Annotated in this window: 19 protein-coding genes and 1 pseudogene; 11 read left to right on the top strand and 9 right to left on the bottom strand. The window is 58.9% G+C overall.

All coding sequences use genetic code 11. The annotated features are described in order from the left end of the window. Nucleotides 1–155: 155 nt before the first annotated feature. The 4 genes from tolA (at nt 156) to B0G69_RS41285 (ending at nt 1,919) form a co-directional block, all read left to right on the top strand. A complete protein-coding gene (gene tolA / locus B0G69_RS00345; RefSeq protein WP_241991243.1) occupies nt 156–1,076 on the top strand; it encodes a cell envelope integrity protein TolA in 921 nt (306 codons plus the stop codon). 68 nt (nt 1,077–1,144) lie between these two features. Beyond that, nucleotides 1,145–1,441 (top strand): hypothetical protein, encoded by a 297-nt coding sequence (locus B0G69_RS00350; protein ID WP_147440682.1) that lies wholly within the window; start codon nt 1,145–1,147, stop codon nt 1,439–1,441. A gap of 6 nt (nt 1,442–1,447) precedes the next feature. After that, nucleotides 1,448–1,669, top strand: a complete 222-nt coding sequence (locus B0G69_RS00355; protein ID WP_199731123.1) for a hypothetical protein — start codon at nt 1,448–1,450, stop codon at nt 1,667–1,669. Between the two features lie 28 nt (nt 1,670–1,697). Next, nucleotides 1,698–1,919 (top strand): transposase, encoded by a 222-nt coding sequence (locus B0G69_RS41285; RefSeq protein ID WP_241991244.1) that lies wholly within the window; start codon nt 1,698–1,700, stop codon nt 1,917–1,919. Nucleotides 1,920–2,116: 197 nt separating this feature from the next. On the opposite strand, the gene B0G69_RS00360 is transcribed toward B0G69_RS41285, so the two are convergent. The 3 genes from B0G69_RS00360 to B0G69_RS00370 are packed head-to-tail and all read right to left on the bottom strand — an operon-like array spanning nt 2,117 to nt 2,956. After that, nucleotides 2,117–2,371 (bottom strand): hypothetical protein, encoded by a 255-nt coding sequence (locus B0G69_RS00360; RefSeq protein ID WP_121315165.1) that lies wholly within the window; start codon nt 2,369–2,371, stop codon nt 2,117–2,119. A 42-nt stretch (nt 2,372–2,413) separates the two neighbouring features. Further along, nucleotides 2,414–2,695 carry a hypothetical protein gene (locus B0G69_RS00365; protein ID WP_241991245.1) on the bottom strand — a complete coding sequence of 94 codons (282 nt, stop codon included), beginning with the start codon at nt 2,693–2,695 and terminating at the stop codon, nt 2,414–2,416. A gap of 39 nt (nt 2,696–2,734) precedes the next feature. Beyond that, complete coding sequence (locus B0G69_RS00370; RefSeq protein WP_121315166.1) at nt 2,735–2,956, bottom strand: hypothetical protein; 222 nt, start codon at nt 2,954–2,956, stop codon at nt 2,735–2,737. A 229-nt stretch (nt 2,957–3,185) separates the two neighbouring features. On the opposite strand from B0G69_RS00370, the gene B0G69_RS00380 reads away from it, so the two are divergent. From B0G69_RS00380 to B0G69_RS00405, 4 genes are all read left to right on the top strand, one after another. After that, complete coding sequence (locus tag B0G69_RS00380) at nt 3,186–3,554, top strand: DUF1643 domain-containing protein (protein WP_121315168.1); 369 nt, start codon at nt 3,186–3,188, stop codon at nt 3,552–3,554. Between the two features lie 292 nt (nt 3,555–3,846). Further along, nucleotides 3,847–4,563, top strand: a complete 717-nt coding sequence (locus B0G69_RS00385; protein ID WP_121315169.1) for an IS6 family transposase — start codon at nt 3,847–3,849, stop codon at nt 4,561–4,563. A 995-nt stretch (nt 4,564–5,558) separates the two neighbouring features. Continuing rightward, nucleotides 5,559–6,056, top strand: coding sequence for a universal stress protein (locus B0G69_RS00400; protein ID WP_121318972.1), 498 nt, complete (start codon nt 5,559–5,561; stop codon nt 6,054–6,056). Between the two features lie 30 nt (nt 6,057–6,086). Beyond that, entirely contained in the window at nt 6,087–6,773 is a 687-nt protein-coding gene (locus B0G69_RS00405; protein ID WP_121315172.1) for a glyoxalase/bleomycin resistance/dioxygenase family protein, read from the top strand. Between the two features lie 96 nt (nt 6,774–6,869). Here B0G69_RS00405 and B0G69_RS00410 read toward each other — a convergent pair whose 3' ends face one another. From B0G69_RS00410 to B0G69_RS00430, 3 genes and pseudogenes are all read right to left on the bottom strand, one after another. Further along, a complete protein-coding gene (locus B0G69_RS00410) occupies nt 6,870–7,121 on the bottom strand; it encodes a hypothetical protein (RefSeq protein ID WP_121315173.1) in 252 nt (83 codons plus the stop codon). Between the two features lie 1,124 nt (nt 7,122–8,245). Then, nucleotides 8,246–8,701, bottom strand: a pseudogene (locus B0G69_RS00425) (hypothetical protein); the annotation flags it as partial. A gap of 40 nt (nt 8,702–8,741) precedes the next feature. Beyond that, the gene (locus B0G69_RS00430; RefSeq protein ID WP_121315174.1) at nt 8,742–9,860 is read right to left on the bottom strand and encodes a beta-propeller fold lactonase family protein; all 1,119 of its coding nucleotides are present in this window, start codon (nt 9,858–9,860) and stop codon (nt 8,742–8,744) included. A gap of 223 nt (nt 9,861–10,083) precedes the next feature. On the opposite strand from B0G69_RS00430, the gene istA reads away from it, so the two are divergent. Together istA and istB are read left to right on the top strand one after the other, a co-directional pair. Beyond that, nucleotides 10,084–11,109, top strand: a complete 1,026-nt coding sequence (gene istA, locus B0G69_RS00435) for an IS21 family transposase (RefSeq protein WP_241991246.1) — start codon at nt 10,084–10,086, stop codon at nt 11,107–11,109. Next, complete coding sequence (istB, locus tag B0G69_RS00440; protein WP_121315176.1) at nt 11,106–11,924, top strand: IS21-like element helper ATPase IstB; 819 nt, start codon at nt 11,106–11,108, stop codon at nt 11,922–11,924. Before istA ends, istB begins: the two co-directional genes overlap by 4 nt. A gap of 798 nt (nt 11,925–12,722) precedes the next feature. Here istB and B0G69_RS00445 read toward each other — a convergent pair. The 3 genes from B0G69_RS00445 to B0G69_RS00455 all read right to left on the bottom strand — a co-directional run bounded on the left by B0G69_RS00445 (nt 12,723) and on the right by B0G69_RS00455 (nt 15,974). Further along, complete coding sequence (locus tag B0G69_RS00445; protein ID WP_199731124.1) at nt 12,723–13,028, bottom strand: hypothetical protein; 306 nt, start codon at nt 13,026–13,028, stop codon at nt 12,723–12,725. A 395-nt stretch (nt 13,029–13,423) separates the two neighbouring features. Beyond that, a protein-coding gene (locus B0G69_RS00450; RefSeq protein ID WP_199731125.1) for an IS3 family transposase occupies nt 13,424–14,601 on the bottom strand; the annotation gives its coding sequence in 2 pieces (ribosomal slippage) (nt 13,424–14,334 and nt 14,334–14,601; 1,179 coding nt in all). A gap of 494 nt (nt 14,602–15,095) precedes the next feature. Then, nucleotides 15,096–15,974, bottom strand: a complete 879-nt coding sequence (locus B0G69_RS00455; protein ID WP_121315177.1) for an ATP-grasp fold amidoligase family protein — start codon at nt 15,972–15,974, stop codon at nt 15,096–15,098. An 867-nt stretch (nt 15,975–16,841) separates the two neighbouring features. On the opposite strand from B0G69_RS00455, the gene B0G69_RS00460 reads away from it, so the two are divergent. Beyond that, nucleotides 16,842–17,555: a hypothetical protein gene (locus B0G69_RS00460; RefSeq protein ID WP_121318978.1), complete on the top strand. Its 714-nt coding sequence runs from the start codon at nt 16,842–16,844 to the stop codon at nt 17,553–17,555. Nucleotides 17,556–17,994 lie beyond the last annotated feature (439 nt).

The raw sequence follows: 17,994 nt of genomic DNA on the forward strand, positions 1-17,994 counted from the left end.
ATCTGAAACAGCATTCTCATGGGCCAGCAGAGATCAGATCCCGTTCAACGGGTGGTAATCGCCACCTACGAAGCTAAAATTGTTAGTAGGACCATTGAAATTGGCAGACTGCAGGCGCGTCGCATCAGGCGCGCGGAGATCGGCCTCAAATCGCAATGAGCACGAAGGCACGTTTTCCGGTCCAACTGCGGCGCGCGCGTCGCAGTTGGCGCAAGTTTGCGCTTGAAGTGACGGCACGCGCCATGGGAGCGGCATCGACGCTTTCCCGCGCGATCGTCTGGAACGGCACGCCCGCCAGTACAAGAGCTGACGTGCCTGAGCTACCGCGCCGGCCGGTCCCACCGCCTCGCGAGCGCGGCACCTGTCGTGCATTTGCACTCGCCGTAGCGATGCACGTAGTGCTGGCAGCGTTCCTGTTCTCCGGCGCACACTGGCAGAAAAACACACCGGCCGGCACGACGGTAGCCGTGGCTGACCGGTCAACGTTGGCTCCATCAAGGTTGCCTGTGCCTTCCGTGACGGAGGAGCCCATGCGATCCGCGGCCCGCGACGAAAATGCTCATATCAATGTCGCGTCGCAGTCGGAAATGCACCGGTATCGGCAAACGGTGCGTCAGGCCCAACCGGCCAAACGGCCACGACAAGCGCCTGCTGTCCGAACCCTGGTGGCGAAGGCGGGAGAAAAAGCCGCGCAGAAGGCAGACAGTTCGCCCGATAGACAACACGAGGAACGCCTCGCCGCATTGCTGGCATTGGCAGCGGACGTATCGTCGGGTAACGACCTGAAGCCTGACACCGTCGCAACGGCGTCGCCGGGTTACGCAGACCGGGTCAGACGGCGGGTACGCCCGAACGTCGTGGCGCCGACTGACATCAATGGAAACCTGTCGTCGGTCATTGCCGTGAGATGCGCCCCCGATGGGTCGCTTTTGAGCGCCACAATGCAGCGCTCGAGCGGCAACCTCGAATGGGACATCGCCGCGTTGAGCGCGGTGGAGAAATCCAACCCGATGCCGCGGGATGTTAACGGCAGCACACCGTCGAGCTTTCTGATCACATTTCGGCCGAAAGGCTGATTCCGATTCGTCAGATCACGGTTGAACGGCTTGTGGGCGTCGTCCAGGGCGATACACCGGCCGCAGCTATGGGCGACCCTGTTTCTGAGCTTTTTCTTAAACGGGTCGTGTTCCGTGATTTCTGTAGGGAATACGGTGGTAGGAAGCACCCGAGGTATGACCGGGATTCATTGTTACCTGCAGATGCAGGTAATCACGAATCCCGGGCAAGCCTCAAGGTCACGCAACGGTGCGAGCGACTGGCGAGGCGGCTGGCCGACGGCAAGGTCGTGAGCATCATCATCGACAGCACGGGGATGAGTTTCGGCCCGGCCAGTGAATGGTACGAGCAGAAGTACGCCAAAGAGGCGGCGAAAACGCCGTAGCGCAAGATGCACCTGTCGATCGACGCTGACATTGACGTTCATGCGATCGTCATTACTGGCACGGACGTTTCGGATATCGAAGGGATGGACCGGGTGCTGCCGGCCGATATCCCGGCTGACCGCGTGATTGCCGACGGTGCTTACTACAGCATCGAGCGAGGCGAAGCGCTGTCGCGCTCAGGCGTGCTCCCCGTTATTCCCCCCTTCTCACGCGGTGGAGCATGGTGAAGAAAAGACTCAGTGGCACGACGAGGTCGTGGGCTACATCAGGGAAAAAGGCATTTATGCGTTCCACAAGAAATATGGCTATGGGCAGCGCTCGCTGGTCGAAACGCAGATCTCCCGGATCAAGCGATGCATCGGCCCGACCTTGCTGACACGAAAAATCGGGTCGCAGGAACGCGAGGGCGTGATCATCGCGAACATCCTTAACCGGTGGAACTCGTTTGGCAGGCCCGTTTCCTTCAAAAATGGATAGTTGCGTCCGTAGTATGGAAACTCGGACCCTTCCGAACAAAGCCAAGCTGCTGGAGGCTCTCACCAAAACGGTAAGTAGCCGGTTGTTCCCTTCCGCAGTGGGAACACGTCGTCGTGAGCGCTACCGGGGGAGAGGCAAACGCTAAACGGACAGGCACAACGCAGTCAGATCTGGCGCGCCTGGTGGCGATAAGCGGGTTACTCAGCGACGCCGGCAAGGTGCTCGATGTTGTCCTCAATCCGTCCTCGCGCCTCTGCCTCGGCATCAGCGCCCGTTCTTGCGATCAGCGGGAAAACGAGTCCGTTGCCTTTGAACTCGTGATTGAAATGCACCCACGACTCGTAAGCAAACACACCGGATTCCGAGTGGGCGACGTTAAGCACCACGTCGTAGGTACGCCGCAGACCCTGTTGACGTGTGTATTGAAATTTGTACACCTCCGAATGAAGCATGACAACCTCCGTGTTACTTTCGAGGAATCCGAGCATGACGGCCTACGACAACGCGGTCGACCCGAACTGCGCGCAAGACCCTAGGCACAGCCCGACGAAAAGGCGGTGCACGGCGATACCGCTACATCGCGTCGATCCGGCGCTCCGCGTCGAAAAACGAGCCTCTTCGATCGCCTGCTCCTGACTTCTCGCAGGCGTCTCGTGGTTTCTCCAGTACACGGGGGGCTTGCTCATCGTATATGCCCAGTCCCACGTCCCGTCCTTCTGTTCGGTCACGTACACGCTGTAGTTGACTGCCTTGAACGTGAAATTGTGGCTAGCCATGAAGGCCTCATTCTGGGGTTTCGAGAAATCGTAGGACGCTTACAAAGCGGAGTTCGCGTCGCACCATTCGACCGCCCATCGTTCGGCAGCTTCAATTGCACGCGCGTCGGAAGGATAGTCGCCAAGGTCGCCCGAATACTTCACCTCGAGCTTTTCATGACCCACCGAGGCGCGTCGATAGATCTTCGCGCGGGCGTAGTAGTGGCCACCTTCATCCAGCGGCGACGCGTCGATGTGAAACTGCTTATAGTCGAACTGCATCACCGCCTCCGAAAGGGTTCCTTACTCGTCGTCTCGCTGGACAATCTGCGGACGGCCTTCCGCCTCATCGCCGACGTTCACCAACTTGTTCCGGTAGTCGCAGCCTGGACAAATGAAAAAAAGCCCGTCCTCATCGATTTTGGGCTCGACCTCGCCGGGGGCAAACTGCGCATTGCAGTTTCGACAGGTCCACACGTCTGCCTCCGTCTGATATTGGTGAAATCCTAGCATGAGCGCCATCATCAGCGAATGCGGCAGCTACCGCTATATCCTGACGCGCGCGGCAGAGTCGATGTGTCCGATGAAGACCGCCGCAGTTTTCGTGATGCTCAACCCGAGCACTGCGGATGAAGAGCAGGACGATCCCACAATTCGCCGGTGCCGCGGTTTCGCGCGCCTATGGGATTGCAACGGCATCTCGGTAGCTAACCTTTACGCTCTTCGCTCGACGGACCCGGCAGGACTCTGGGTGCATCCGGATCCAGTCGGTCCAGACAACGACGCGCACCTTTGCCAGATCGCTTCAATCGAAACTCGCAACCAGTTGTCGGCATTGGGCGAATCTCATGCGAGGTCCAATAGTCGTTCGGCGCTTTGAGTGTTATAACAGATCTCTTCTGTTAGACCGGTGGGTCTTTCTTGACGTCGGAAGTTGCGCAGAGCTCGCAGCGACGATGTCTGACACGTGGCAAGCGCTACACCCCGGCACTCACGGGTGTCGAGGTTTTTCGTTGTGAAGCGATGCGCTCGTGCATTCCGGAATCAAGGCCATTGCATCGTTAATGCGACGGTTAATGCGACGCGCGCGGGTAGCCACTTCCATGGGTTGTGTCGCGCTAAGGATGCGGGAGTAAAATTCAGGCGGACATTGTCCTGAAGTGAAGCGTGATATGAAGAATGCGACTGCGAGAAAAGTCCTGCCTGCCGGCGTAGCGAATGTACTCAAACGCCTGCACTATCCGCTGGACGTGATCCTGCTGTGGGTGCGGTGGTATGTGGCCTACTCGCTGAGCTTGCGAAATCTCGAGGAAATGATGGCCGAACGGGGTTTCGAGGTCGACCATTCGAGCGTGCATCGCTGGGTGATCAAACTCGTACCGTTGTTCGAGACGGCCTTTCGCAAGCACAACCGTCCGGTCGGCAAGAGTTGGAGGATGGATGAGACCTACGTCAAGGTGGGCGGCCAGTGGAAGTACTTGTATCGCGCGGTGGACAAGGCCGGTAATACGGTGGATTTCCTGTTGCGGGCGCATCGCGACAAAGCTGCCGCGCGCTGTTACTTCGAGAAAGCCATCGATCGGAACGGGACGCCCGAGACCGTGACCATGGATAAAAGCGGGGCGAATCTGGCCGCCCTCCAGGCCATCAACGCCGAGCGGGAAACGCCCATCAAGGTCCGGCAGGTCAAATATCTGAACAACATCGTCGAGCAGGATCATCGGGCGATCAAACGACGAACCAGGCCCATGATGGGCTTCAAGGATTTCCGGTGTGCCCGCATCATCCTGTCAGGCATTGAGACGATGCATATGATCAGGAAAGGCCAGATGAAGAACAGCGGCGTCCCCCGAACCGCCGCCGATCAGTTCTATTCGTTGGTGGCGTAAGGACTCCTTGTCATTGCGGAACTTTCTTGCCTTGCCAATCTTATCGCGACACAACCCCGCTGAGCGGGGGCGTTTTCCCTTGAATGCATCGAGATCTGGGCCTGACGCAGCCTTGCTGTCGATCGTCGACTGTGAGTCATCGGATATGCCGAGCTTGCGATCACGATAAAGGCGCAAAACTTTAGGCATGCCATTCTTATCCATGACGAACGGCTGGGCGCTCTTCTCAAAGCCATGTCTTCACGGTGGCACGTCGGTTCGGCTTGCAACCGACAAGATCGGTCAGTTCTTGGGCAGTCAGGTGGCCGCTCATGCCGGATTGCCTTTCCGCTAGGCATCGATTGGCACATCGAACTGCGTTTTGCAGCTCGGGCATTTAACTGGTTCGAATTTGTCTTGAGCCGGCAACGCCGCGAGCGGCTGCTCCTTGCCGGCCAAGTAGCAGACTGGGCACGGAAAGGCCTCGTGCGACTTCAGTCTGTGCCACCGATCAACGAAGCGGTCGACATCATGCGCGGACGCGCCGATCGCCTCGAGATGATCAAGCAGCACGTGAAATAGAGCGGGATTCTGCATTATGGCCTCCGAAGCTATTCCGGATCAATGTCGAATGTCGTGTGGATTCAGGCGTCCGCATCGCGCGCGGCTTCCCGCGTTTCAACCTCCCGCGCAAGTTCCTCTTCGGTCTGATGCTGCTCGGCCGACTCCGGATCATCCCCTATGCGAGATCACATGTTCGGAAACGGCGACAGATCGGCTTCGAGTTCTTCGTCGTCTCACTCTACCAGCACATCCGGTTACCGTGACAATGCCGTCGCTCGCCATACCGGCCTTCAGCTGGAGCAGCGCGTGGTGCCTTGTCACGGATATTGGCTGCGTGCCAAACCCTCGTCATGGTGACTATACTGAAGGAGGTCGCTTGATCCACGCGCGCCTCGTTCAGGCGATCGGCGCAGGATGTCAACGCGAATATGTCTGGCCGCGGGGAGAAACGTATGTTCAAGCATCTGCTGGTGCCGACCGATGGTTCCGCCCTCTCCGAAGCCGCCATTCAAATGACGGTGACGCTCGCCATGGAAAGTGGCGCCAAAGTTACGGGCCTCCATGTCATCCCGGAATTTCATGTCCTCGCGTATGGCACCGAGATGATCGCGGACACCGAGGAGCGAGTCGTCCAGGCCACCCGACAGCATGCGGATGACTACCTCGCGGTCATCGCAAAAGCGGCTGCGCAAGCAGGTGTCGAGTGCGATACGGTTGCTACGAACCGCGCCCACCCGTACGAGGCGATTATCAGCGTTGCAGCACAACGAAATTGTGATCTCATCGTCATGGCGTCTCACGGACGAAGCGGTATGCGCGCGTTGTTACTCGGCAGCGAGACCCAGAAGGTCCTGACGCACAGTCAGATCCCGGTCCTCGTCGTCCGGCAGTCGACGCAAACCGGCCCATCCGGCACCCCAGCAACCGCATCAAGGCCTTCTCCTCCCTAGACGTCAATCGTCGGTCGTTCACAGATTCACTTGCCGCACGGCGACGCGCAGCGCTTGCGTGGCCACGTCGCGCTGGTCGTAGGCAAGCGCCAATCGCTGACCGCACGGCTGCGCGCGGTCCGGCCCCTGCTCGATGGAACCGCGTTCGGATGGACCGAGCGGGCCGACCGCGTAGCGCTCACCTGTCCATGGGGAAACCGTTACGACTGCCTCGATCCGGATGCGTATCAGGCGGATGCTCCGTGGTCGGGCATCGATCTCGGCATCGCTTATGTGCAACTTGATGTGCCGGTCGGCTGCGCCGGGTCGATTGCCGCTTTTTACCGCGACGTGTTCAATGCGTCCGTCGAGATCCGCCACTGCAACGGTTCGCAGCAGGCGCTAATCGCGGTCGGGACGCATCAGCGACTTGTCTGTGCAGAAACGCTCGCGCCAAACCCGGAATACGATGGGCATCACATTCAGCTCTATGTCGCCAACTTCTCGGAACCCTGCACACGGCTCGCTGGGCGCGGGCTGACCTATGGCGAGGAACCTCATCAATATCGCTTTGCCGACATCATCGATCCCGTGAGCGGCGCGCTGTGCTTCAGGCTTGAACATGAGATACGTAGTCTGCGGCATCCGCTCTATGCACGGCCTCTGGCGAAGCGGAATCCCGATCAAAGTAACCGGAACTACCGCACGGGCGACGATGTGCGCAGAGGCGTGTTCTAGTCGGCCTGCGCAATTTTGTCGATGCGACCAGCAACGCGGGCGTCGCCTACGGCGAGCCGGAACCGGGAGCGTCGCAAGGCTCCGCGCGGTCTGCATTCAGCCATTCCCAACGATCGTATCAAGAAGATGTCGCCCCGCGCGGTACCCGGCATCGCGTGCCTCGTCTTCGCTATGAAATGTCTCCACGAATTCCTGGAACCGCTTGCTCTGGCCGGCAATGTGTGCGTTTGCACCGTGGCGGCAAACGTACCCAATGAAGTGGTAGAGCGTGCCGGGCGCCGGTGGGCCATATGCAAGGACCGGAAGTACCCAGATTTCGAAGCCTTCGTGTTCGATCTTGTCCCACATGGCAGCCTCCCTGCCGGTTTTCGTTTTCCGGAGATCGTAGCATGCAATGCCTGACGATCTTGACCTCGCAGGCGAGCGCGAGGCATTCGGCATTTAAGGGAGTATCCCCATTTAAATGCCGGGGCGACGCGTGAGGCAAGCGAGTAGCGAGGACCGGCGCACGACGTTGACAATGCAACATGCGTCGCCATCAATCCCACAGCAGCCCCTCCATCGGAATCGCCCGGCGTTCGCCCCGCGATCAGGTCGGCCGTGATGCGAGCCGATCCGTGGGACATGGTCCAGCCGATATGACCGTGACCGGTATTCAGATAGAGATTGCGATACTTCTTGCGGCCAAAAAACGTAGAGCGAAGTAAAGTTGTCACCGAAAGCGAAGTAAATTTGTCAACACGGAATGTTCGTATTAACTAACAATCTCTGGACGCGATTCATTGAAAGCTGCCCGACAACTTCCTCTTGCGGCCTGCCCGCCGCAATCTTCACGTCAAAGGTTGAACCTGCCTGCCATGCGATTGTGGAAGTGCCGAGCGATGGCAATACGATGTTCCTTGCGCATCGCCGATGTTTTCGCGAATGCTGGAGGAGATCGGCTCGAGTAAAGGCCACCGCATTGCGCACAGCGATACGGCGAGCCGGCAAGACTTGCGTTGAGCAGGTAGGGTGTCTCCTACCCGCAATGCTGGCATCGCGTCTCGAGCTTCTGCCCGTGAGCGGGACAGCGGCCCTCACTGGACATCTGATACGTCACGCTATGATGACCAAACGATGTGCATTGCCTGCAATGCCTGAAAACCGGGTGATATCGTCCCCGCTGCCCGGCGTCGAGCAGTGACGCGTGTAAGACCTTGCCGGGCAGTGGCAGCATGCGCCTCAGACGCCTCGTATCGACGGCATCCCGCAGCGGCTCAACGCCTTCGTACGGGTCGACGTCAGCACCCATCAGCCGGACAAGCGCATGCCCTGGCAGTCCGTTCGCACGTGCGAGCTTCCACAAGATCGAGACGATTGATTCGCCAGGCAGGAGCCACCTTGCATCAAATATGTAGCCCAGTGCTGGAGTCAGTCGTCGCTCATCCAGGCTAAGGATCGGAAAACGCGGAGCAATGAGCAAGGGCGCCTCCCTACGCGTGAACAAGCACACGACCGGTTGCATGGCGCGACTGGACATAGCCGGAGCGTCGCACGGCATGAGCCCATAACGATGGACCAGGGCAATACCCCGGAGCGTCGCGGAGTTCGCTATCCTTGAGTACGACTTCGACAGCCCTTGCGAAAGATTCCATCGGGATCTCGAGCCGTCCAGGGAGCGTCGCCTTGTGATGTGCGGCCTCGAAGGCGTTCCACAGCGTGAGCGCATCGCTCACAAGTCGATAACCAACATCAAACGCCTGCGGCACGTAGAATCTCGTGAAACTCCATTGCGTGCCCTCGGGATAGGCGGTCTGATCATACCCGTTCAGACATGTAGCGATGTCTCCGGCATTGCGGATGCCATGGAAGGAGAGTTCTTCGACCATCAGGCGCGCGACGATCTGAGTCTTGCCAGCGATCTGCAGGGCGCTCTTTTGCGCAAGCATGGTCCCGCGTGCACATCTCCCCGCGCGGGAGGAGATGTGTCTAGCGCGCCGCGATCCCTTGTGCCCCCGGCGGTACGCCGGTGACTGAGCCAAGTGGCTCGAGTGTGCCGTCTGGCATCACGCGAAAGCCACTTACAGCGCCGTTACCTTCCCGAACGTAGAGGAATTTGCTGTGACGGCTGAGCGCCATGTCAAGGGGAGCGCTGAGCGTGCCCGCAGTCGGATTAAGCAAGCGTACTGTACCGTCCGCCGCAATCCGCAGACTGCTGATCGAGCCGCTACCGGCATTGGCTGTGTAGGCAAAACGTCCATCGCCCGTGGTGACAAGCCAGCAAGGGGCGCTCTGGCCCAAGGGAATTGCTGCACTGATCGAAGTCAGATGTTTGCTGTCCTCGACCTCATATGAGGAAACCGAACCAGACCCGGCCTCGGAGACGATCGCATAACCCCGGGTCGTGATGGAAAAGCCAAACGGCGTGACGCCGATTGACCTATGGCGCGTTGGAGTCGACGCGTAGCCGGTGAAGCCGACATAATACGTGTCAATGAATTGTGTGCCCTTTTCGGTCACCAGCAGTTCGTTGCCTTCCGGCGCAAACTTCACTTGCGCGGGCTGGGCGGAGTTTCCGCCGGCAAGTGGTCGCTGTGAACCCGGTAACGGAACGAGACGCTTGCCAAACGCGTCGACGATAAAGCCACTGATGTTCGGTGTGCCGCCGGCATTGAGCACATACGCGATGGGCCCCTTGACTGTCACGCTGACGGGCATCTGACCGCCCGATGGTTTTTTGTCGAGCAGCGTCAGTTTGCTGCCGTCGACCGCGAACAGCGAAACCTCATTGCTGCCGGCATTCACGGCGAACAGAAAGCCCCCTTGCAACGTCAGCGAACCCTGCGAGCCTAGCGGATCGGTTCCTGTCCCTGCTCCTAGGCCGCCGGTTGAGTACGTGGCTTCGTAGGTGAGTATTCCGTTGGCAGCCCGCGAATAGACAAGAACCGAGTTCCCGGACGGCGACGGCTGGTTTGACAGAACGTAAACCGCTCCTGGCGGATCGACCTCCGAGTCGGCTTGCGCAATGCTGATCGAAGCGAATCCTAACGCCGTCGCGAAAGCGATGGCTTGCAAAATAAACGTTAAACGGCGCGTGACAACTGACATGGCGTACTCCTTGCATGGGCGACGAGCGAACGGGTGACGTCGGATGGACGAGTGGGCGGAGCAGGTAGCTGTACGTTGTGTCCTTGATAGGTTGGGCTACAGGCGGACCTGCAAGTGTCATCGGCACCTGTAAATTGATACACCGTCGGCACTGAGGAATTGATACACCTCGACGAAGGGATAATGGCCGCTTTGAGCGGCGATGATCTCGTACGAGGGATACATGCAGATCAGGATATTGCACAAGCAGGGCAAGAGCCTGCGTGCCATTGCTTGTGAGGTTGGCTGCTCCGTCAACACGGTGAGGAAATATCTGGCGACGCAGGACGCGCCGATGTTTCGGCCCGCAGCGACTGCGCGCGATTCGATACTGAAACCGTTCGAAGCCTATCTTCGGGAACGGATCGCGTCAGCGGCACCGGACTGGATTCCAGCGACAGTTCTGTGGCGCGAGATCCAATCGCAGGGATTCAATGGCGGCGAGAGAATCGTGCGCAAGTTCGTTGCGACATTGCGGCCTCTACCGGCGCCCGATCCTTTGGTGCGATTCGAGACTGCCGCGGGCGATCAGATGCAGGTCGACTGGGTCGAGTTCCGCCGGCGCAAAGGAGCGAATCTGTTCGCATTCGTGGCCACTCTCGGCTATAGCCGCGCGACTTACGTCGAATTCGTTTCCGACATGCGACTCGATACTTTGCTCAGGTGTCACGTCAACTGTTTTAACTGGTTCGGCGGTGTGCCGCGCCGTGCGCTGTACGACAATATGAAGACCGTTGTCATCGAGCGGGATGCTTATGGTCCGAAGCAGCACCGTTTCCAGCCGGGGTTTCTCGACTTCGCCCGGCACTACGGGTTTCAGCCCCAGCTTTGTCGGCCTTATCGCGCGAAGACCAAAGGCAAGGTCGAACGGATGAACGGATATTTGCGCCGCAGTTTCTACGTTCCGCTGGCCGCCCAGTTCAAGGCGGCCAACGTCGAACTGGACGTGACGACCGCCAACACTGAAGTCTGGCGTTGGCTACGCGAAGTTGCGCATGTCCGGATACATGGAACGACCCGCTTGAAGCCAGGCGAGCAGTTGCTTGTTGAGCAGAAGGCCTTGCAGAGCGTACCGCCACCGTATCCGTCGCTGTTGCCAGCAACGACACCGGCGAGCGGACAGGAGTTGCGCGAGCGATTCCACGACTGGCTATCTCCGCTACAGCACCCGCTGTCCGTGTACGACCAGCTGATTCGGGTTGCCGCATGAACATCGCACACGAACGAGTGGCGCAGCTATGCGCCCAGCTGAAGCTCACGACCATCGCGGACGCGTTGCCGCACCTGGCGCAAAAGGCGATCGCCGATGAGGTAAACCTGACAGAGTTTCTCGAATCGGTACTTAAGGCCGAGCACACGGCGCGGCTCGTCAGGCAGCGCGCGACGTTTGCACGCCTGGCAGGCTTCCCGACGATCAAGACCCTCGACGGTTTCGACTTCGCAGCAGCCAGCGGTGTGCCCAGATCGCAGGTTCAGGAGCTGGCGAGTCTGACGTTTCTGGAGCGAAACGAGAACGTCGTATTACTCGGACCGAGTGGCACAGGCAAAACGCACATTGCAATGGCGCTTGGTTATGCAGCAACGCAAGCTGGAATCAAGGTGCGCTTCATTACGGCAGCAGACCTGCTGATGATACTGACCACGGCACATCGGCAGAATCAGCTGGGCGACGCCCTCAAACGGTTCATCAACCCGTACCGGCTGTTGATCATCGATGAGATCGGGTACCTGCCGATGAGCCGTGAACAGGCCAACCTGTTCTTCCAGGTGATCGCCAAACGATACGAGCGCGGCAGTCTGATCGTGACCAGCAACCTTCCATTCGGGCAGTGGGACCAGACGTTCGCCGATGACGCAACGCTCACTGCTGCCATGCTCGACCGGCTATTGCATCACGCTCACGTCGTGGCGATCCAGGGCGAGAGCTATCGACTACGCGACAAGCGGCGCGCCGGACTGGTTATGAAGAGATCGACTACGACAAAGGAGAACGCCGCCAACGGAATGCGGTCGGCACCGCAATAACACTACAACCCGGTGTATCAAATCTGAAGTGCCGATGCCGACAGAAACTGTATCAATTCCTGAGTGCCGTTGACACAAGAGCGCTACCCAGTTCGCGAGCTGTTTCATTACCTCACCCCTTGTCGCGTTTACTACACAGTGGTTAAGGATGCGGTCGAACAGGAACATCGGGCAGGGTGGATTGGTCGGGAACGCGTCGCCCCCCCGGAAATGATGCTAACGCTGCGATCCACTGACGGGTCTCTGCGGGAAAAGACGGGTGGCGACTATTCGGCGTCGTACATCTCCGTTCGGCTTGACTGCGGCTCTCGCGGGCCTGACTCAAGGGCGGTCTTCGTTGGACGTACAGCCGTTCGCCGCCCCCTCGTTTGTATTTGTATATAGTCCATCTGGGCCTCTTGACCATGAACATTTTTTGACGGTGCTCCCGATGCCGTTGAATCCGGGCAAAAGGTATGACTGATCCGCCAGTGCTGCCAATGGACTACCTTCGGCCTCGACTTGAAAAGCCTTTCGGGGCGAACAGATCGACGACGGAGAAGGAAAATTGCCGGCGAGCGCGGCGAAAGGGGAAGTCTTAGGGACACGAGCGGTGGACCATTAGAACGCCATCACCCGCTGAGCAAAGCTCTTAGGTCGGCCGTTGTCTAACTGATGCAGTGGAGTGAGACGCCCCGTCCGTTACGATGGGCTCCAGCAGAGCAGCAAGGGGACATTCGTCAACGTGGATTGAGTGGCTCTAAGGGGGCGCGTGCGGCCGATCGCCGTCAGGCAGGGGCCGGTCAAGCGCATCCGCCCTTATGCTCCGAAGTAGTCGAGTTCGGGCGTCTCGCGCTGAAGATCTGCCACCGACAGTGTTATGCGCTCGCCAGTTGCAGAAGCTGCTCCATATTGCTGGACGGCCCTTAGAATTCGGCGTTTGTTCAGCTCGAACGCGAGTCGCACCTGGTGTGCAGTCTCATTGCGAGCACCAAGCTCTTCGCAAACGACTTCAAATGGCAGCGCGAAGGCGCGGTACCCCCAGCCGAACCCAAAGGCGGAAAACCACACCGCCGAGTCGGCGCAATGAATGGGGGCGGTAATGACCGTGCGTGGCTGATCCATCGCTTTCACCTGCGTCGACGATAGGGTGACATCAAAGTGTTGCACAACGACCTTACAAACGGGGTGCTGTCGACGCGAGCTCACCACTCCGCCGAGACGATTGTCTCGTAGCCGAGGGTGTGATTTTGCGAATTGGGACTGCCCCGGACGGATGGTGTCCTGCGGGTCCCCAACAGGCAAGACCCGGCCAACTCCGGACGTTCGACACGTTGCTGTGAATCGTTGACACCGCGCTCGATCCAGCGAGTCGACGGCCCCCATATTTAGCGACCTCGAATAGCATGTCGGAGTTCATTTCGCAAGACCGGAGGTGGTCGCGATGCAAACCATCGGCATTTCTGCTGTCGCAACGGATTACTTGCGTTTCCCCAAAATGCACGTCCACTATGTAGTGGTCAAGTTATTTCGGACAGGCTGATAGGTTCTTTTACTGTCGGTTTTGCCTCGTAGGCAACGGGCGACAGATAGCCCAAAGTCGAATGCAAGCGTACTGCGTTGTAAAAACCGACGATGTACTGGTTGATGTCGCGCCGTGCTTCATCGTGGTTGGCGTACTGACGCTGCCACACGCGCTCCATTTTCAGGTTCAGGAAGAACCGCTCCATTACCGAATTGTCCCAGCAATTTCCTTTGCGGCTCATACTGCAAACCACGTGATGCTGCTTGAGCAAGGCCTGGTATTCATCGCTCGCGTACTGGCTGCCCCGGTCCGAATGCAGGAGCAGGCCTGACGCTGGCCGACGCTGCTGCAGCGCCATGGTCAGTGCCGAAATGACCAGTGCGGCCGGCATGGTCGGCGCCATGGACCAGCCGACCACCTTGCGTGAGTACAGGTCCAGTACGACCGCCAGATACAGCCAGCCTTGCGCCGTGCGGATATACGTGATGTCCGAAACCCACGCGCGGTTGGGCTCGGCGACCTCAAATTTCCGGTCGAGCACGTTCTCCGCGACAGGTAGCGTATGCCTGCTGTCGGTCGTCGAGACGAACTTGCGCTTCCAGCTCGTGCGCAGGCCCGCTTCGCGCATCAGCGTCCGCACCCGGTAGCGACCAATATGCAGCCCATGCTCCCGCAGCGCATGCATCACACGGCGGCTGCCATAGCTCGCGCCACTGGCGACGAATGCTGCCTTGACGTGGGTCCGCTCCTGCAGACTCTTTGCACTCGGCTTAGCGCGCTGGTGCGCATAGTAGCCAGAGCGACTCACCTCCAACACCCGGCAGGCGTGACTGACCGATACGGCCTCCTGTTGCAAGTGAGTTACCACGCGGTAACTCACTTCAGTTCCCGGGCAAAGAAGGCCGACGCTTTTTTTAGCAGCGCATTGTCCTCGCGCAATTGCCGGTTCTCCGCTTCAAGTTGCCGGATGCGCTGCTGTTCCGCCGTCAACGGCTTGCCCTCGCCGGGGCCGCCCGCACGCTCTGCGTCGTACTGGGCCACCCAGCGCCGCACGGCTGTCTCAACAAGGTCCATCGACCGGCAGACTTCGCTGACCGATAACCCCTGGTCCCGTACCATCCGTACCACTTCCAGCTTGAAGCTGGTGTCAAATTGTCGGCGCCTTCTTGTCATCCTGCTCTTTTTCCTCGTCGATTCCGGATTGTCCCCCTATCGACCTGTCCGAGGAAATTAGACCACTACACTATGCGGCGTGAGCGGTTTGTGGTCTTGCATCTTTGCGCAGCAACAGGTTGCCAAGTCGTGTTGCATGCGTCGGTGTTGCATATGCATAGCGCCTTCGTATTGACCGTTTAACGTGGCGGGCAAGAGCGGGCGTTTACGGCATATCGACGTCCGTCATGAGTCGAACTGTTGTGCCTCACCCGAACACGCGCATGGTCATGATCCTTGCGCATGAGCGAATTCGGCGTCGTATGCTTGCAGCGACCGCGTATCCTCCCATCCAGTTTCGCAGATCGCTTGAAGTGAGCACAGTGGCTGAGAGAGCCTGTCTCTGGAATATTCCTTGCATCGTAATAATACGCTCGGGCACTCCCGCTCAACGGCGACTGTCGTGGGTAGTTCTGTTGGATTAGCGCATTCCGATGTCTTGCGGGTTCCGCTTCTCATGTTAAAAGTCGCCCCCATTCAAAATCGACCCGGTCAGGTCTCATCGGAACCACACCAGCACCTGGTGTAAAGGTTAGCTCGCCAAAGTACACATTGTTGTTGGGGGCGTACAGGTCGACGCGAACATAATTGAAGTCTTCGGAAAGGACAGCCGCCGTTTCAAGTATCAATTCGAGATTCTCCGGAGGCGGAGGTGGCGTCGCACTGCGAGCGTAGGGGCCGATCCCAACGTCAAGATGATTCCATTGGGCATCGTACACGTCGCCACGTGTGTTGTTACCGAAGCGGTCCGAGATCACAACGATAAACATCATCGGTCGCCCGGGCCTGCCCCCGAAGCAGTGCACCTTGTAATCGGCAGGGATCTGGCCACGTTCGTCGAGAAGAAGATCCTCGAAGAAAATGCGCGGCTGGATTTGACGGTAATGGCGTTCCCGCGCGTTTTTATAGAAGTCGGTAGACATCCACTGACTGGCAAGAAGCTGCAAATTCTCAAAAGTTCGTTGCGATTTATCCCGAACGACTTCGACAAAACTACTTCCGTGATTCGCCTTCATGACAAAGGAGTTGGGCAGCGTATCGAAGACCTCTCGCGTGAAGACGGTGGGTGCCGAAATAAGAGGGACCAGATGTTTCTCGCCCACCTTGGCCCTGACATAGTCCCGCACGGCAAGCTTGTCGGCCAGCGCGCCGTATCGCGGATCCGGCCGCAAGCTGCGTTGCAAGATCTTCTCGTTGAATGTTGTCGGGCGGAATAGTTTCGGGAAGCGGCCAATTTGCTTCCGATGCAGCAGGCTGAGGAAAATCGCATCGGGAAGCAGCTGTTTTCCATGGTCCTTCAACCATCGAACAACCGCGTCGGGTGAACGGGGCATAGTGCGTCTCACAACAATGACCTGACATTATTGGGCCATCAGGTACGTTCGACAGATGATCTGATTTCATATCTCCGGGACTCATCTGCCCGGTGCGGCGTGGCTTTCGTGGAACATCTATTGCTTCGAGAAGCGGCCCGAAAGAAGGACCTGGCCATCTTTGAAGCGCCGCGGACAGTCATGCTATCCGGCGGCCGCGCACCGTACGCGTTTCGCGATCGAGAATGCAAAACAACTGCATGTTGCACCGAAGCATAGCCGTTAAAGGTTCGATAAAGGCCTATGGCACAAAATGAAGATATATCGGCACATTCAGCCGTGTATCTGGGCTACTCCTGGAGAAACGACGAGCGTTCTTTTGAGGCAAATGGTTGAAGTTGTCAGGGTGTCATTAATCGAAGCACGCGTCCGATGAGAAATCTTCCCTGACTTCGTCGTTCTTGAATGAACGGCCGCTGTGAAGAAGCACGACCGTCCGCAACGGGTCGACTACGGAAGTTCGACCGGGGCCTAGATCGTAGCAATCGGCTTTCGACGACGAAACACATGCTGTCTTCGCAGAGGCACATGCGAACATCGAACTGCGTCGTCCACGACATCGAGAATTGTCTATGGGGGAATTCGGGCCCTGCGAGAAAGCGCTGTCAGCTCCACGAAAGACCGGCGTAACCGAGCCAACCCGCATTATCAGGTCGGCGTTTTCGTTCCATAACCGACAGGTGAACGATGAGGATGCCTGTCGCGCCCGGGTGGTCACTACCTGAGATACGCTGTTACCAGTTTATAACGTACAACATGGAATCCTGACATAAGCTCAATGGAAAGTGTGAGGCGGATTTCGCCGCGCGAATGACGAGGGATCATGTCATGAACCCGCTCGATGCAACGTTGCGCGCGAGCAGCGCCATTGCAGTGCTTGCGTTGTCCGGCGCGCTGTCTGGCTGTTACTACGTACCGTACGGTTACTATCCAGGCTACGGGTATTACCCGGGCTATCCCGCTATCTATTCCACTGCCGATCCGAATGGCTATCCCGCCGTGCCGACGGCGGCCATGCAGCATGGCGTGCCCGTCGCGCCCGGGGACCCGTCGCAGCAGGCTCAGGCGCCAGAGGAATTCAACTTGCCTGACGGCACGTCGCCCGGCGGGCCGCCGTCCACGTACGATTTCGCCCCCGCGCCCGCTTATGGCGCGCCGGCGTACTATCCAATCGCCTATCCACCGGCCTACCCTTACGCGTATCCATACCCCTACTACGGATACTGGCCGGGCTACTACTGGTGGCCGTCCGTGTCGTTCGCCTTCTGGGGCGGGTGTTGCGGCGGCTACAGCCACTACCACTATGGCCATCACACCTACTGGGCCGCCCACGGCTACTCGGGCCATGGGTACTATGGACACGGCTACTACAGCCGCGCCTACTCGGGAAATGGGCAGGGTGGATGGAGCGGCAGTCACACCAGCTGGGGAGGTGGCGGCTACGGCAGCAGCGCTTCGGGCGCCAGTCACGCCAATTATGGCGGTGGCGGCTGGGGCGGCGGCCATTACTGGAGTGGTGGCGGCCACGGCCGATCGCATTGAACCGGGCAAGCGGCGCACCGCGCGACGGGTATCACGCGCGGCGAATAGCCGGAGCTGGGTAGGGAGCGGTACGCGGTTCGCATCGAAGCCGTCGCGGGCAAACGGGAGCAACGGGCAGCGGCACGACCGACGCAGCGGCAGTTCCGCTACCGCAGATGCCGACGGACAAATCATCCAACGCGCCCGGTTCGCAATAGCGCCTTTTCCTCAGATCATGCCTGGCACTGGGCCTAGCGGTGGATCGCGGGCTCGTGCCCTCAGCCGGGAGATGATGTGTCGTTCGCCGCTGCGACCGGCGGTGCCGGACAATCAGCGACATTTGGAACTGCCGTTCCCGGCGCCTATCGAGTGAAAAAATCCAGTTTCTGGAGGGCGCCCCGATATGAGCGGAAGGCGAAAAGCTGAGATTTTCCGTGACCGCTGACTGAAGATAAACTGG

Source organism: Paraburkholderia sp. RAU2J (genome assembly GCF_003634845.1).
In the GTDB taxonomy this organism is placed as follows: Bacteria; Pseudomonadota; Gammaproteobacteria; order Burkholderiales; family Burkholderiaceae; genus Paraburkholderia; species Paraburkholderia fynbosensis.